Consider the following 16804-nt stretch of genomic DNA (forward strand, 5'->3'; position numbering starts at 1 on the left):
GGGGACAAGGGGACAAGAGGACAAGGGGACAAGAGGACAAGGGGACAAGAGGACAAGAGGACAAGAGGACAAGGAGACAAGAGGACAAGGAGACAATATTAACTTAAAACTCTGTAAGGTTGGGTTTTGGACAATTCAGTTTTTGCAGTGCTTGTTCAATTGCAGATTCAGCCAGCAAAGCCATAATTTGATAACCTTTGGGGTTAGGATGTAATCCATCATCTGCTAAGTCTGCTTTTAGCATTCCTTTGGGATCTAGCATTTGGCTGTAATAATCGAGGTAAATGTGATTATGCTCCAAACAGTAGCGTTGTAGCCAATCGTTGAGGGCGCGAATTTTAGAAGGTAAATGTATTTGCGATCGATCGATCGAACTATAGTCATTAATGGGTAAAACTGAAGCAAAAATAACTTGGATTTGGTTAGCTTGCGCGAGTTCTGCCATTGAAGCATAATTATCCTCAATCATTGCCAAAGTCACCAAACCTGTGTTACCTGCAATATCATTTATTCCAGCTAAAATCAACACAACTTTTGGTTTAAGTGCGATCGCATCCGGGCGAAAGCGAATTAACATTTGCTGCGTAGTTTGCCCAGCAATCCCGCGATTAATGTAAGGTTTGTCGGGAAAATAGCTGGCTAAATCCCAAAATTCGGTAATCGAATCACCAAAAAAGACTATCCGATTTTCATTTAGATTCGGAGGCGGAATTAGAGCATTTTCTTGATGATAAAATCCCAATTGCGCCCAATCAGTTAATCGATGATTTAGTTTATCAAGTGTTCGTATTGGCAGCCGAGACAAAGCGGGAGCAATCCAATAAAACAAAATCCATTCCTTGATTGCAACAGTTGCATTATGAAAAGTGCTTTTCATAGACCTAAATATTTTCCTGTTTTTGTCAAATACTTGCCTTCATTCCCCCAAACAAAGCTATTTCCAAAACTTTAAAGTAACAATCAACATTGATAAAACCGATTTCTCTCAACCATTGACACTGAACTTCTAAAGGCGCTAAAATGTTCGCTACTTTATCAGGTCTGTGGTAATATTCTTGAGCAATTTCTTCCCTGGTTTTTCCTGATCGATTGCGCTGATGAAACTCATACAACGAGTCAATAAAAACTTCACAAAATACGGTTTCTACCCATTGACTTGGAGATTGTATATGTTCTAGATTCAAGAATAAACCGCCTGGTTTTAGCAAATCAAAAATCTCTTGATAAATTTCTTTTTTCCGTTCATCAGTTTGATGATGAATGGCAAAACCAGAAACGATTAAATCAAATCCTTCTTGCCTTTTTACTACATTTACCCAATCTTTAATCCCAAAATCTTGGGAAATAAACTCGGCATTTTGACTATTTCCCAGTTTGCTTTTAGCTGCTGCTAACATTGTTTCGGAAAAGTCCAAAAATACCCCTTTAGCATGGGGGTATTTAGCCAAAATTGCTCGACCTAAAACGCCATCGCCGCAACCTAAATCTAAAAAAGTTTCCACTTTTGGCAGAGCTAAACTTATAATTTTTAGCATTAGATTAATTTGCTCTGACGCAAGGGGAATACCTCCGCGTACTCCTTCGAGAAAAGTTTGGGCTAATTCGGCATTTTGCCAAGCAGTGTCAGTTCTAGTCATAGTTATTCCAAGGTAACAATTACTGGGGTGTGGTCGCTAGGTTGGGTTAATTTTCTTGGTTCAATATCAATGGTACAATTTGTGGCCCGATCGCACAAACCAGGAGTAAGATAAATATGATCGATTCGCCAACCCCAATTTCGCTTAAAACCACCAGTTCGATAATCCCACCAACTATAATGTCCGCCTTCAGAAATGAATTTCCGAAACACATCAATTAACCCTAATTCTAATACAGTTTTTAAGCCTTGACGTTCTAAATCTGTTGCCATTACCTTAGTTTCTCTACCTTTGGGATTATGAATATCTATATCTTCTAAAGCAACATTAAAATCACCACAAACACAAAGATGATTAGGCGTTCTTTCTAACAAATTTTGTAAGTATTCGCGCAAAACAATCAACCATTTTAACTTATATTCGTACTTTTCACTACCCACTACAGAACCATTGGGAACATAAAGATTAACAACGCGAATATCACCTAGTACACCAGTAATGACTCGCTTTTGTTCGTCAAAATTTCCTACAAGATTTTCACCTAAAATTGGTGCAAAACCTTGGCTAACTTCCACCAAAGGTTGACGACTAATTAAAGCAACACCATTGTAAGATTTTTGCCCAGAAATATAAGCTTGATAACCCAAACTTTCAAAAGCTGTTATGGGAAATAAGTCATCTACAACTTTGGTTTCTTGCAAACACAAAACATCAACTGGATTTTCCTGCAACCAATTGGTTACTTGTTCTAAGCGAGTGCGAACTGAGTTAACATTCCAAGTAGCAATTTTCATTATTAGTCATTAATTATTGGTCATTGGTTAATAATAGCCCAAAAGCACCTATAATAAATCTGGTTTGTTGTAAACACTTCAGTGTTTTTATCCTGGAAAAAAGCGACTAAACTCGTTAATAAAAAATTAGCCGTTAGTTGTAAAAGCTTCAGTGTTTTTATCCAGAAAAAAGCGACTAAACTCGTTACAACAAACTTAATTAGTCCCCAAGCACTCCTGTTTCCCACCATAAGTGTTAAATGTCTTCCCACAAACTGACCATGACAAACAGCAAAAATTTCATCAATTCTTTAGTAACAATTCCCATTTTATCCCTGTCGATGATGGGGGTAAATTTACCCGCGATCGCAATTCCCAAAAACACCCAAGCCCAGCTAATAGCTCAACAAACAACTTGCAGTGTAGCCAATATCCAAACTGGACAATTAGCACTGCGCTTTACTCCTAATGGTCAATCCAAAGCTGGTCTAGATAACGGTAATACCGTCGCTTTGGTTAGAAAAGGGCCGAACCCTTGGGTTTATGTGCGAGTTCTGGCAGGCCCAAATTCCAGAGTTAATGATTTACAAGGTTGGGTCAATTCCAATTACCTTTCTTGCAGCGGGGCGAGTAGTCAAAATACCTCTGGGGCTTGTGAAGTAGTAGGAATTGAAACCGGACAACTGGCACTGCGGTTCACGCCTAATGGTAGAAGCAAAGCGGGTCTTAATAATGGAAATACGGTGAGTCTGATTAGGGCAGGGGCAGATCCTTGGGTTTATGTCCGCGTTGTTAGAGGGCCAAATGGTAGCGTTAATGGTTTGGAAGGTTGGGTTAATAGCAACTACCTCAATTGTGGCGACTAACTTTGGCTGCTGAAGTTATTGTTACAGATTTGAGTAGTTACTTATTTACAGATTGCTGTATTTTACTGATATCTTGCACTTCTGAGGCGGAGCCTGTATTTCTCGTTACCAGGTTCAACCTGGTAACGAGGGTTGGGAGGTTCTACCTCCTTACTGGAGCAAGATTTAAGTTTTACAGAAATCCGGCAATCTGTACCGAACTAATAAAAATTAAGTATAGATTAGCTGAATAACAAATACTATTTTTATGGGTGTTGGGAGTGAGTTATCGCCAGAAAAAATTTATCAGGAAGTTGGCGAAATAGTCTTCTAATTGGAAAATTGTAAACATATTCCCAATAAAGTAGATGAATATGCTATAAAGCACTATCTGAAAAATTAAATCATCTTATTGAACTTTCCATGCAATCAAACCAACAAGTACAATAAGACCTAATGCTCTCCGAAAGTAATTAACACCTTCAAATAATTCTAACCAAGCCCAAGTAAATAAAGAACCAAAGGCTATTAAATCCAATCCAAGATTAATTTTAGCCATAGGCGAAATTATCTGTAACAAACTAGCTACAACCCCAACAATGAGCGGTAAATTTGGAGGTTGAGCTATAACAATGTTGCCTTCGCTGTCTCGAAATACTCGATCAAATAATGTATTTTCCATGAAATTATTCTCTTTTTCAGCGTTTCTACAAGCACAAAAATCAGAAGCAAACTTATTTTAGTAATAAGGCGTTTACTACCTGTGTTTCATGATTCCATGATGCAGAAGTATTGCCATCCATCTTAGGTTTTAGATACAATAATATCGTGAGGTAGATGTATACCTAATTTATCAGAACGCGAATATTTACTATAAATTAAACGCCAGTAGTTCGGTCAACTGAGATCTTGCACCTGCCGTTTTAGCGTCACGGTAAAAATCCGCTATTTGCGATAGGGGTAATGGGTCATTAGAGAATGGTACGATCGCACTCATTTGTGCCAATTTCCTTGTGCCATAAGCAGGAATCGCACATACACCCATTAAAAAGAAACAACCTATTCGCTATATTTGAGCCATGATTTGAAATAACTTCTTACTCAAATTCCCAATACACAGGTGATACTCGAACAAATTGACCAATTACTGGCTGATTGGAAAATAAGGTTAGACCGCGCAAGTCAGAATATACTTGCCCTTCAGGAACTTGTCACCTATCAACGTTTGGCAGGTGAAGCTGGACTGTCGAAGGCTAAACTGACTGGAACTACTGCAACGCAGGTTGCTTGGGCCCTCGATGCGATCGCACAAGTTTTTGTACACTTGGATCTGTTGCTGGCAACAATTAACCAAGCGGCAACATTACGCAAACAAGTCCCGCGATTTCTAGGAAGTAGTGAGAAACTGCGACCGATCGAAGATCTGTTAACTGGGCGATCTATTCAATTGTCTGTTGTACAAGTTCCTCTGGCACAAAGGAGTTTGCTAAGTCCAACGGAAAGCATTTACTCAGTGACACCGGATGAGCTTTTGGCAATGATGTCCAGCACTTTTGAAACTGCCAGAGATACGATTTTAGCAGTCGATCGGGCTTGGTCTAGTTTAGAGCCAAAACTAGCCCAGGCTGTAGCTGAGATTCAGACTTTACAGCAACAGGCGAAAACTCTTAGAGTGGATGACTTGATAGATTTGAAAGCAGCACAGCAAACTCTTGCACCTTTGCGCGATCGAGTAGCGGAAGATCCCTTGGGAGTAAGTGATGAGTTTGAGCAGCAAATTCAGCCGCTAATTGAACGAGCAAAAAACAGTTTAAATCAGATTTGGCAGCAATATAATCAAGTCCAAGACGGACTACGATCGGCTAATACTTTGCTACTACAACTTGCAGATTTGAAACAGCAAGCAGAGATGGCATACAATGAAAGTCTGGAAAAAGTAACCGATCGTTCTGGGTTACAATCTCCTTTACCCAACGACCAGTTAGAAGCAATGCGCCAGTGGTTATCCCGCTTAGAAACTCGATTTGCTGAAGGATTAATTAGCCCGATTCAGGTGGGTTTAGAAAACTGGATGGTGAAGGTAAAAAGTGCGATCGCTAACGAACAACAAGCCGTTACTAAAAACAATTATCCCCTAGAAACTCGTCGCGAACTCCGAGGTCGCTTAGAGGCACTCAAAGCTAAAGCTCTCGCACGCCAAAAAGCAGAAGACCCAATTTTATCTGACCTCGCCGCCCAAGCAAAACAAATTCTTTATAATCGTCCTACAGATTTGGCTAAAGCAATAGAAATAATTAAAAAGTATGAAAAAGAATTAAATAGCTATTAGTCATTGTGTAGAAGAAAGGCAGAAGGCAGAAGGTAGAAAATAACCAATAACAAACTTATGAATGAACTTTGTAAACGCCCTGGATGCAGTGGAACTATTGAAGATGGTTATTGCAATGTTTGTGGATTAGCGGCACTGAGATCGCAAACGAGTAGCCAAAAACAGATGACAACGCCTACGGGAAGAAGTTCTCCGGTTACTACCGGAACGGGGTCTTCTCCTTTGACTAATCGTTCCAAAGGCTCTCGGCGCACAACTTCTACCTCTGCCCGCAGTAGTCGCAAACAGTTAGGGGCGGGGTTAGTTTCAATTCCAGAACTGCCCTCTACAGAACCAGAAAAATTGATTCTGCCCGATCCGAAAGTGCCGGAAAATAAAAGATTTTGCAACAACTGTAATAATCCGTTGCGTCGGGAGAAGGGTTTTTGCAGTAAGTGTGGGCAGAAGTACTCTTTCATCCCAACGTTAAATCCGAAGGATCTGATTGCGGGGCAGTATGAGGTAAAGGGTGCGATCGCCTACGGTGGATTAGGCTGGATTTACTTGGGTTTCGACAACACCCTGTCCCGTTACATAGTTCTCAAAGGGTTGTTGAATAGTGAAGACGCTGCCAGTGCAGCCGTCGCTGTTGCCGAACGTAAATTTCTAGCATCGGTCAAGCACGGCAATATTGTTGGGATTTACAACTTTGTCAATCATGGCACCGAAGGCTTCATTGTCATGGAGTATGTCGGTGGTCAGACGCTGAAGCAGATTCGCAAAGAACGAGGGCCTTTGCCTGTATCGGAAGCGATCGCTTACATCCATCGCATCCTGGGAGCCTTCGCTTACCTACACACCCAAGGGCTAGTTTACTGCGACTTTAAGCCCGATAACATGATGCTCGAAGGCAATGATGTCAAACTAATCGATATGGGCGGTGTTCGTCGGATTGACGACCCAGAAGGCGACATTTACGGTACAGTTGGCTACAGCGCACCGGAAGTAGCAGAAATGGGGCCAACGGTTGTCTCTGACCTTTATACAGTAGGGCGAACTCTAGCGGTGTTATTGTGTGACTTCTCAGGCTTTGGCAGCACCCATCAATACACTTTGCCAAGTCCGCAAGAAGAACCTTTGTTTGCTCAACAAGAATCGCTCTATCGTTTTCTGCTCAAGGCAACTGCGGAAAATCCTGACGATCGCTTTCAATCTGCCGATGAGATGGCAGATCAATTGTTAGGTGTGTTGCGGGAAGTCGTGGCTCTAGAAACGGGTAATCCCCGTCCTGCTTCCAGTGTTCTATTTGGTGGGGATTTGCTCCCTCTGACTGCGGCAAATGATTTTACCCCCATTAAACCCCAGTTTTACCACTTACCAATTCCTCTATTGGATGCTACCGATCCGGCGTTTAATCAAGTTATGAATGCTAGTGCGATCGCAGACCTCAATCGTCGCATCGAAAGCCTGACTCAGATAGCTAATCAGTTTCCCAAATCAAAAGAAGCTCTATTCCGATTAGCGAATAGCTTAATTGATTTAGGTGGCACTATGTTGCAGGCAGAAAAAATTCTGGCAACTATTGAGGAAAAAGACCCTTGGGATTGGCGAGTACTCTGGTATCGTGGACGATTGCAGATGGCAGCAGGAAAGGCACAGGAAGCAAAGAAAGCTTTCGATCAGGTTTATTTCGATTTGCCTGGAGAACTGGCTCCTAAATTGGCGATCGCTCTGTGTGCAGAAAAAGCTGGTGATTTTCCTTTTGCCATCAAGATGTATGAGTTAGTGCTTCGCACCGATCCGGGCTACGTTTCTGCGGCGTTCGGTTTAGCACGTTGTCTGATCCATCAAAATAAGCGTAATGAAGCAGTTACAGCTTTGGAACAAGTGCCACAATCTTCAAGTTTGTTTACTCGATCGCGGGTAGAAGTTGCCCGCATTCTCACCAGTCGAGAAAAATCTCAACCTGGAATGAATGAACTGAAAAATGCAGCCATAGTTGTAGAAGCGATCGCTTTGGATGGTATGGAACGCTATCAACTAAATAAAAGAGTTTTGGAAACCGCCTTACATCTACTGACAACTCAGGCTCTCTCGCCAACCTCTACAGTTATGATTCTCGGACAACCACTCGAAGAAGTGAAACTGCGCTTGGGATTGGAAAAAGTTTTGCGATCGATGGCACACCTGACAACGGGTGACGAAAAAATTCAATTAGTCGATGAAGCTAATCGCGTCCGTCCTCGAACATTATTTTAATGTTATCGGTGAAGAGGTTAACAAATGACCAATAACAAATGACAACTGACCATTTTCGTTCGCGTAGCGTGCCGTAGGCGATCCCCCTAAATCCCCCTTAACAAGGGGGACTTTGAGATCCGGTTCCCCCCTTAAAAAAGGCAACTTTGAGATCCGGTTCCCCCCTTGTTAAGGGGGGTTAGGGGGGATCGATTATAACTAGCAAACAGCCTTAATAATAAATAACCAATAACAAATGACTAATACTCAATGTCCTAATTGTAAAAGTCCTATCCTGGCAGACGATCGCTTTTGTGAGAATTGTGGTGTGCCTTTAATAGCAGAAGGTTTATCACCGACAACAACTTGTTTAAAATGCGGTGCCAACGATATTGATGCAGAAGGTTATTGCGCTCAGTGTGGATTTCGCAATGCTCCAATCTCAGATATTGCATCGAACGAACGCATAAAACTGGTAGTGTCTCAAAGATTGGCTGGGGTTAGCGATCCAGGACTCAAGCGCGATCGTAATGAAGATTATCTAGCTTTGCAATCCCTCAACGATCGTCATCATGTTCTAGTTGTCTGTGATGGAGTATCCAGTTCTCAGGCTCCAGAGGTAGCGGCTAAAATGGCGGCAAATACAAGTTGTCAATATTTGGTAGAGGCAATACCTGTAGGGGAAGATTCAGAACTGGCGATGAAAAAAGCGATCGCATCTGCCCTAAAAGCCGTTTGTGCTATCCCTTATCAATCACAAAGAGAAGAAGATCATGATCCACCCTCAACTACGATTGTTGCCGCATCCGTTCAAGGAACCGAAGTCACAATTGGTTGGTTGGGTGACAGTCGTGCTTATTGGATTTCTGGCGCTAATATTCAACAACTAACTGAGGATGATTCTTGGCTCAATGATGTAGTTAAATCTGGCAAACTCTCGGAAATAGAGGCAAGACAATCTCCCCAAGCTCATGCTATTAGTCGTTGGTTAGGAAAGGATGCCGAAAATGATGCCGTTCCTTCGGTAGTTAAATTTACTATCTCTAGCTCTGGTTATCTATTGCTCTGTAGTGATGGTCTGTGGAACTACATCCATACTCCTAGTCACCTTGCTGAACTGGTGCAAAGATACACCGATCCTAATGCCATTGTTTTGTCTGAGGGATTGGTTGAATTTGCACGATCGCAAGGAGGAGCCGATAACATTACTGTGGCAATTTTGTCGATTTAGTCATTAGTCTTATGTCAAAAGATTAACACATAACAAATGACAAATGACAAATAACGCAAGTTGCTAGTTACTTTACTTCTAGTCGTAATTGGTAGTAGGTAGTGGGTAATTGGTAGTAAAATATTTCATAAAAATCCTACTACCGACTACCAATTACCCACTACCAGCCTAAACAATAAATATAACTAACTAGCAACTTGAGTAAATAACAAACTGAAATCTAAAATCAAATGACTAGTCAATTCAAAGCGGAAGTTTTTCAGAATCAATATTTACCTCAAGGTTTTGGGGAAATTCATGCCATTATGACAATTACTTCAGAGGATGTTGTGGAAACCTCTGCTACGTCGAATGGCGATCGGTTATTTGGCATCATCTGTGATACTTCTGGCTCAATGCAGAGTGATAATTCTAGCTCAAAGCAGACTACAAAAATTCTCGCTGCTAAACAAGCAATTATTAAATTGATCCAGTTAATGCCAGAAAACACTTACTTTTTTGTTGTGACTGGAGCCAGTGATGCCAAAGTAATTGTTCCGGTTGTGTTAGCAACACCACACAATAAGGAACGGGCAATTAATCTTGTCCGCAATATTGATGCTAATGGAACAACTGCAATTTCAACTTGGTTGGCTGAGGCTTTGGCACAATTCAATAAGATGCCAAATGCGATTCGGCAGGCACTTTTGCTCACAGATGGTCAAAATGATAAGGGTGACGATCGCGCTTTGTTAGCTGTCTTAGAGCGATGTGAAGGTGTATTTCAATGTGATTGTCGGGGAGTGGGAACTGATTGGAAAGTAGCACAACTCCAGCAAATTTCTCACAAGTTATTAGGCACGACTGATATTATTCCCGATGCTCAAGGAATTGAGGCAGATTTTCAGCAAATTCTTCTTAAAGCTATGAGCAAGAACATCAGCGATGTAAATCTTCGCTTGTGGACTCCCCAAGGTGCTCGTACTGTTTTTTGTAAGCAAGTAAGTCCTGATATTGTTGACTTAACCGGGCGTGGCAAGTCAGTAAAACCTCAGATTGTCGATTATCCCACAGGTTCTTGGGGTAAAGGTGAATCCCGCGATTACCATTTCTGCATTGAAGTGCAACCTGGAAAAGTGGGTGATGAGATGCTGGCAGGGCGTGCCAGTTTAATCTATACCTTGAATGGGGTGGAAACTAAGATTACGGAAGCAAAGATTCTAGCAATTTGGACTGACGAGGAAGCTAAATCTACTAAGATCGATCGCCGTGTTGCTCACTACACTGGACAAGCAGAACTCGCTCATTCGATTCAGGAAGGATTGGAAGCACGCGCACAAGGCAACTTTGAGGTAGCAACTGCCAAACTCGGTAAAGCGGTGCAACTAGCCCATCAATCTGGCAACGAAGCAACAGCTAAGTTACTCCGCAAAGTTGTGGATGTGGAAGATGCTAACACGGGAACTGTGCGCTTGAAACGAGAAGTTGCGGCATCAGATGCAATGGCACTAGAAACGCGATCGACAAAAACCACTAGAATTCCTAAATCTAATCAATAATTAACTCAAGTTGCTAGTTACAAGTCTGGCTCTTTCTTAGCCCCCCTTATTAAGGCTCTTTCTTAGCCCCCCTTATTAAGGGGGGTTGGGGGGATCAAAACCCAGTAATCACAGCCTTAGATCCCCCCTAGCCCCCCTTATTAAGGGGGGAACAAGAAATAATTAATAACTAGCAACTTGCGTTAATTATCGGTCATTGGTCATTGGTCATTAGTGAAGAGATTAATAAATTAAATAACAAATGACAAATAACTTTTGAGCAATGACAAAATATATTTATTTGAAGATACCATGTCCACTTATCTCTGTCCCAAAGGGCATAACTCTACTGAGTCTGATTATTGTTCCGAGTGTGGTACTCGGATTCAAGGTAGTTCTGAGCAATTATTAAACTCTACGGAATTGCCTCATCAACAAGCTAATTTTACTAATCACTTAACTTGTCCAGATTGTTCTGCTCCTCACGAATTGAATAGTGGAGATTTCTGCGAAATTTGCGGTTATAACTTTGTGAGTGGGGCGCATGGAGAAATACCTGTTGCAGCTGTTGTTTCTGATGCAATCAAACTAGAAGAACCAAGCCAAGTACCAAAAGTAATTCCACTTTACACTGCTGCTACTTCGTTGAGTTGGGAAATTACAATTGCGATCGATCCTCAACTCCGCGAGCCAGAAAGTCCACTACCTCCTGACAATTTTATTCCTTTAAATTTCCGTCTAGAACGACCAACTAATCTAATCGGGCGTACAAGTCAAGCACGGGCAATCTTCCCGGAAATTTCCCTCGACTTTGACGATGCGATTTCCCATCGTCATGCTGTTTTAAATCTCAATCCTGATGGAACTTTAATGCTACGCGATATTGGCTCTTCAAATGGCACGAAACTCAATAATGTTGAAGTAAAACCAATGATTGATACTCCTTTAAAGAATGGAGATGAAATTACGCTAGGACATTGGACAAGAATTTCTGTTAGCTCCTCGCGTAATGATGGCTTATAACTCTGCATTCTGCTATACAAATTAAAGGATAAAGTTAAACAATGAGTACAACAAGTGTCAGCTTTTTAACAAAAGTCAAAAAAACTTCTACACCGAAACTCTTAAAAAACAGTTTGTTTGCTATTTGGGGAACTAGTTTGCTGTTCGTAACTATAGCGATCGCATCTGTTCAATCACAACGAGAAGCTATCAAAACTGTTGGTTTAGATTCTGCTCCCAGCATTCTTAATGCTCAAAGAATCAAAGATAGTTTAGCAGACATGGATGCTAATGTTGTTAATGAGTTGTTGGCTCAACCGGGACAAAATCAGGATGCGGTGTCAGGGTACAATAATCGTCGCGAAAAGTTGTCTAAATTACTGGTTGTTGCTGCTGAAAATATTACATTTGATGACCAAGAACGCATTCCAATCGAAACAATTCAATCGAAGGTAGGAGACTATATTCAGTTGATTCAACAGGCGCGAGATTTTCATAAAGCAAACGATGAAGCCAACAAAATCAAAGCTTATCGAGCTGCCGCAGAAATAATGGATAAAACTTTGTTACCTGCGGCAACAAAACTGGCTGAAGTCAATAATACTCAGCTAAATATTAGTTATCTAAACCAGCAAGCGACGGCTTTAAAATATTTTTTTATTGTGACAATCTCTGGACTGCTGCTTCTGGGAGTGTTAGTTGGAGTGCAATTATTTTTGAACTACCGGATGCGACGAATATTGAACCCTGGATTGTTAACGGCATCTGCAATCGCTCTGATCTTTTTGGGTTATACTTACCAAACTTTGAGTGCTGCTTCTTATAACTTAAAAGTTGCCAAAGAGAATGCTTTTGATTCGCTTTATGATTTGCGTCAAGCAAGAGTACTAGCTTATAGCGCCAATGGAGATGAAAGTCGTTATTTGTTAGATAAAACTTTTGCTAAAACTCATGAACAAGCGTTTTTTCAGAAAACAAATCAAATTGCTAAAATACCGAGTACCCAAACCTTTAATTCAGTAGCGAATGCTTACCAATCCACTCAAGATCAGAAATTTAAAGTTCCAGGTTTTCAAGGATTTCTGGCTGATGCTCTTCACAATATCACTTTTCCTGGGGAACGGGAAGCAGCAATAGAAACACTGCGATCTTTCGGAGAGTATTTGGATATTGACAAACAAATTCGCCAATTAGAGCAAAGTGGTAAGCATCAGGAAGCGATCGCATTATGTGTAGGAAACAATATTAATCAATCCAACTGGGCATTCGATCGGTACAAAGAAGCTCATCAGAAAGTACTAAATATCAACATGGCAGCATTTCAGGAGTCGATTGTACAAGCGTTTCGGGAAGTAGGTGTTGATACCGCATTTAAGGTTAAAGTAAATCCTAATCCCCAAGATGCTCAAACAAAAGCAGCAAATGAGGCAATCCAGATTTTAAGTACAACTAACAAAGTTGAAATTCGTGCTATCACCCGCTTTGAAATTATTGCGTTTGGTGTAGTTGCTGCGATCGGCTTGTCAAGCTTTTTGGGATTATCGCCTCGCCTGAAGGAGTTTAACTAAATAGGGTTTGCTGAATAAAGGTAAAAAGTAAGATATGTAAGGGTTTTGCGCCTTTTTTGCTCAAAACAAGTGCAAGTTTTTCAGACTTTTTGGCGCAAAATCCTGGCCTTTTTCTAGGAAATTGTAGGGACACGGCATGAAAGAGATAACAGTAGGAATTGCAAATATTAATGATGCCGTGTCCCTACCCCCACCAACAGACTTATTCAGCAAGCCCTAATTAAATCGCGCAGTTCAAAGCGCCTGCTTTTTGGGTAAACCGCAGATTTTCCCGATAGTCAACTGGACAGTCAATTACTGCTGGGACATCCTGTTCCAAAGCAGTTTTCAGAGTCGGAATAAAATCAGCAGTTGATTCAATTCTGTACCCTTTTAAACCCATACTTTCCGCGAATTTGACGAAATCAGGATTGCCAAATTTAATGAATGCCGATCGACCTAATTGATTTTGCTGTTTCCACTCAATTAAACCATAACCACCATCATTAAAAATGATGGTTACAAAAGGAGTACCGACGCGCAAAGCTGTTTCTAATTCTTGGCAATTCATCATGAAACCGCCATCGCCTGTAACGGCAACAATTTTCTTATCGGGATGGACTAATTTTGCTGCGATCGCACCGGGAATGGCAATCCCCATTGCCGCAAAACCATTAGAAATGATACAAGTATTTGGGCGATCGCAATGATAATGTCTTGCCATCCACATTTTATGTGCGCCGACATCAGAAATCACAATATCTTCTTCACCCATTACTTGCCGCAAATCGTATATTAGTTTTTGTGGCTTAATCGGGAAACCATCATCATTGGCATAACGTTCGTAATCTGCACGAATGTCATCTCTTAATTGCAAAGCATAAGTATCTGGTTTACCAGTGCGATCGGCCCGTTGTAAAATTTCATCCAAGGAATCAGAAATATCACCCACTACTTCAACTTCAGGAATATAGTTGCTATCAATTTCCGCATGGGTAGCATTAATATGGATTATGGGAATTTTGCCGTCAGGATTCCACTTTTTCGGGGAATACTCAATTAAATCGTAACCAATCGCAATCACCAAATCAGCATGATCGAAACCACAACTAATGTAATCTCGCTGTTGCAAACCAACTGCCCACAATGCTAAAGGATGGGTATAAGGAATTACACCTTTACCCATAAAAGTATTAGCAACCGGGATATTTAATCGTGTAGCAAATTCCGTTACAGCACCACTAGCTTGATCGCGAATTGCCCCATTTCCCACCAAAATCAAAGGATTTTGAGCTTGAGAAATCACTTCTGATGCGTGTTTAATACTGCGGAAAGAAGCAAAGGTTTTTTCCACATCACCCTTACTCAAAGGTTCTCCTGTAACTTCCATTGCCGCAATATTTTCTGGCACATCAATATGCACTGCACCAGGTTTTTCTGTTTGCGCTAATTTAAAAGCTTTCCGAACAACTTCCGGGGCAATGCTAGGGCGAACAATTTGGGCATTCCATTTAGTTACAGGCGTAAACATAGCCACTAAATCTAAAAATTGGTGCGATTCTTTGTGCATTCGATCGGTTCCCACTTGCCCAGTAATTGCTACTAGCGGGGCACGGTCTAGATTAGCATCAGCCACACCTGTCATTAAATTAGTTGCCCCAGGGCCTAAAGTAGAAAGACAAACTCCAGCGTGACCAGTCAAACGTCCATAAACATCAGCCATAAAAGCTGCGCCTTGTTCATGTCGGACAGTAATAAATTGGATACTAGAATTTCTGAGTGCCTCTAGAACATGGAGGTTTTCTTCTCCTGGCAAACCAAAGATATATTTAACACCTTCATTTTCTAAACATTTAACCAATAGTTCAGCGGTATTCATTCTGGTTTGTGACTCCTCGGTTAATAGTAAACGCTAATTAAATTGATAGTTAGTAGTTAGTAGACAAAACGCCCACTAACTACTAATTACTAATCAACTAGAATGTTTTATTTGACCCAAACGGTTTTAACGTTGACAAATTCATGAATGCCTTGGATGCCTAGTTCTCTGCCATAGCCGGAACGCTTGATTCCGCCAAAGGGTAGACGCGGGTCAGATTTCACTAGGCCATTGATGAATACGGCACCTGCTTCAATTTCTGAAATCAGGCGATCGCGTTCTTCTTCTACTGTAGTCCAAGCACTAGCTCCAAGTCCAAAGGGAATGTCATTTGCTTTTTTAATCGCTTCGTCAAGATTTTTGACTCGGAATAATAACGCCACTGGGCCAAAAAATTCCTCTTTGTCGGCTGGCGATCCTGGAGGCAAATCACTCAAAATAGTGGGGGGAAAGTAATTGCCTGGTCGATCGCTAAAAGAATGCCCACCTGTTAAAATTTTTCCGCCATGTTGGACACATTTTTCTACTAATTCATCCAATTCTTGCACAATTGACGGAGTTGCCAAAGGCCCAACATCTGTATCTGGTAACATTGGATCGCCAATTTTTAAAGCTTGGAATTTTTCCACCATTAGCTTTTCAAATCGATCGGCAACTGCTTCCGCAACAATAAATCGTTTCGCCGCAATACAAGATTGACCATTGTTAATCATTCTCGCTGTGACTGCGGTAGTTGCTGCGGCTTCAACGTCAGCACTTTCTAAAACTATAAAAGGATCGCTTCCTCCTAATTCCAAAACTGTTTTTTTGATGTCTTTAGCAGCTGCAACTGCTAAACTAATTCCTGCACCTTCACTTCCGGTTAAAGTCGCCGCTTTGACTCTTTCATCGGCTACAATTGCGGCAACTTTACCTGCACCAATTAATAAGGTTTGAAACACAGCGTCAGGAAAACCAGCAGCTTGAATAATTTCCTCAATTGCTAAAGCCGATTGCGGTACATTAGAAGCGTGTTTTAATATTCCAACATTTCCCGCCATTAATGCAGGTGCGGCAAAGCGAAACACTTGCCAAAAGGGAAAGTTCCAAGGCATGACTGCCAAAATAATTCCTAATGGTTGATAGCGGACAAAACTTTTACTAGCATCGGTTGTAACTGGTACATCTGCCAAAAACTGGGCTGCATTTTCGGCATAATAACGACATACCGACGCGCATTTTTCGACTTCTGCGATCGCAGCTTTTAGCGGTTTTCCCATTTCTAAAGTGAGAATTTTCCCAAACCGTTCGCGATCGTTCTCTAAAATTTCCCCCGCTTTGTTTAGCCATTGCGCCCTTTGATTCATCGACGTTTGACGGTAACTCTCAAATGCCTGTTGCGCCCGTTCCAGCTTAGATTCAATCTCCGCATCAGTTAGCGCCTCAAAGGACTTGACTAATTCTCCTGTTGCTGGGTTAATAGTGGCGATACCCATTTTAATTCTCCAGTTCTGCAATCATACCTTGGGGTAGCACTTTACTTCTTCACATAGTTAATTTGCTACTCCAGTCTTCCTTTAATCTTAGATTTATTTTTAAGTTAAAATCACCAATTAAAAGTTTAAAATTTGCATATTTGCATTATCTTTATATATTGTTTCACAATACTCACTAGCAGAATTTACTAAATTTTGATTAATATAAATATATCGTTTTTAAACTTAGTAAATCTTTATAAATATAAGGATAATTTTAAGATTTGGGACTGGGGACTGGAAGAAGAGATGGGGGGGCTTCCGTGAGCGTCAGCCGAACGGTGGGAAGGTAGGGGAGTGGGGGGAGTAGAAG

At 41.2% G+C, this 16804-nt stretch carries 14 protein-coding genes; 7 read left to right on the top strand and 7 right to left on the bottom strand.

Annotated features, from left to right (window positions below; genetic code table 11):
• Positions 1–103: 103 nt before the first annotated feature.
• The 3 genes from IQ264_RS25795 to xth are packed head-to-tail and all read right to left on the bottom strand — an operon-like array spanning position 104 to position 2431.
• Positions 104–877 (bottom strand): SGNH/GDSL hydrolase family protein, encoded by a 774-nt coding sequence (locus tag IQ264_RS25795; RefSeq protein ID WP_193984286.1) that lies wholly within the window; start codon positions 875–877, stop codon positions 104–106.
• 25 nt (positions 878–902) lie between these two features.
• Positions 903–1637, bottom strand: coding sequence for a class I SAM-dependent methyltransferase (locus IQ264_RS25800; RefSeq protein ID WP_193984289.1), 735 nt, complete (start codon positions 1635–1637; stop codon positions 903–905).
• Positions 1638–1639: 2 nt separating this feature from the next.
• Complete coding sequence (gene xth / locus IQ264_RS25805; RefSeq protein ID WP_193984291.1) at positions 1640–2431, bottom strand: exodeoxyribonuclease III; 792 nt, start codon at positions 2429–2431, stop codon at positions 1640–1642.
• 260 nt (positions 2432–2691) lie between these two features.
• Here xth and IQ264_RS25810 point away from each other — a divergent pair, with 260 nt between their 5' ends.
• Positions 2692–3276: an SH3 domain-containing protein gene (locus tag IQ264_RS25810; RefSeq protein ID WP_193984293.1), complete on the top strand. Its 585-nt coding sequence runs from the start codon at positions 2692–2694 to the stop codon at positions 3274–3276.
• A 388-nt stretch (positions 3277–3664) separates the two neighbouring features.
• Here the strand turns inward: IQ264_RS25810 and IQ264_RS25815 are convergent, their stop codons facing one another.
• Both IQ264_RS25815 and IQ264_RS25820 read right to left on the bottom strand, forming a co-directional pair.
• Positions 3665–3937 carry a hypothetical protein gene (locus tag IQ264_RS25815; RefSeq protein WP_193984295.1) on the bottom strand — a complete coding sequence of 91 codons (273 nt, stop codon included), beginning with the start codon at positions 3935–3937 and terminating at the stop codon, positions 3665–3667.
• Between the two features lie 189 nt (positions 3938–4126).
• Complete coding sequence (locus IQ264_RS25820) at positions 4127–4300, bottom strand: hypothetical protein (protein WP_193984297.1); 174 nt, start codon at positions 4298–4300, stop codon at positions 4127–4129.
• 75 nt (positions 4301–4375) lie between these two features.
• Here IQ264_RS25820 and IQ264_RS25825 point away from each other — a divergent pair, with 75 nt between their 5' ends.
• The 6 genes from IQ264_RS25825 (at position 4376) to IQ264_RS25850 (ending at position 13119) form a co-directional block, all read left to right on the top strand.
• Complete coding sequence (locus IQ264_RS25825) at positions 4376–5584, top strand: hypothetical protein (RefSeq protein ID WP_193984299.1); 1209 nt, start codon at positions 4376–4378, stop codon at positions 5582–5584.
• 57 nt (positions 5585–5641) lie between these two features.
• Positions 5642–7822, top strand: a complete 2181-nt coding sequence (locus tag IQ264_RS25830) for a serine/threonine-protein kinase (RefSeq protein ID WP_193984302.1) — start codon at positions 5642–5644, stop codon at positions 7820–7822.
• 235 nt (positions 7823–8057) lie between these two features.
• Positions 8058–9032, top strand: coding sequence for a PP2C family serine/threonine-protein phosphatase (locus tag IQ264_RS25835; RefSeq protein ID WP_193984304.1), 975 nt, complete (start codon positions 8058–8060; stop codon positions 9030–9032).
• Positions 9033–9262: 230 nt separating this feature from the next.
• Entirely contained in the window at positions 9263–10570 is a 1308-nt protein-coding gene (locus IQ264_RS25840; protein ID WP_193984306.1) for a vWA domain-containing protein, read from the top strand.
• Between the two features lie 255 nt (positions 10571–10825).
• Positions 10826–11572 (top strand): FHA domain-containing protein, encoded by a 747-nt coding sequence (locus tag IQ264_RS25845; RefSeq protein WP_228061817.1) that lies wholly within the window; start codon positions 10826–10828, stop codon positions 11570–11572.
• A 41-nt stretch (positions 11573–11613) separates the two neighbouring features.
• Entirely contained in the window at positions 11614–13119 is a 1506-nt protein-coding gene (locus tag IQ264_RS25850; RefSeq protein ID WP_193984308.1) for a hypothetical protein, read from the top strand.
• 220 nt (positions 13120–13339) lie between these two features.
• Here the strand turns inward: IQ264_RS25850 and IQ264_RS25855 are convergent, their stop codons facing one another.
• Both IQ264_RS25855 and IQ264_RS25860 read right to left on the bottom strand, forming a co-directional pair.
• Positions 13340–14977, bottom strand: a complete 1638-nt coding sequence (locus tag IQ264_RS25855; protein ID WP_193984309.1) for an acetolactate synthase large subunit — start codon at positions 14975–14977, stop codon at positions 13340–13342.
• A 107-nt stretch (positions 14978–15084) separates the two neighbouring features.
• The gene (locus IQ264_RS25860; protein ID WP_193984311.1) at positions 15085–16452 is read right to left on the bottom strand and encodes an NAD-dependent succinate-semialdehyde dehydrogenase; all 1368 of its coding nucleotides are present in this window, start codon (positions 16450–16452) and stop codon (positions 15085–15087) included.
• Between the last annotated feature and the right edge of the window lie 352 nt (positions 16453–16804).

It is taken from the genome of [Phormidium] sp. LEGE 05292 (assembly GCF_015207735.1).
Taxonomy (GTDB): domain Bacteria; phylum Cyanobacteriota; class Cyanobacteriia; order Cyanobacteriales; family Aerosakkonemataceae; genus Floridanema.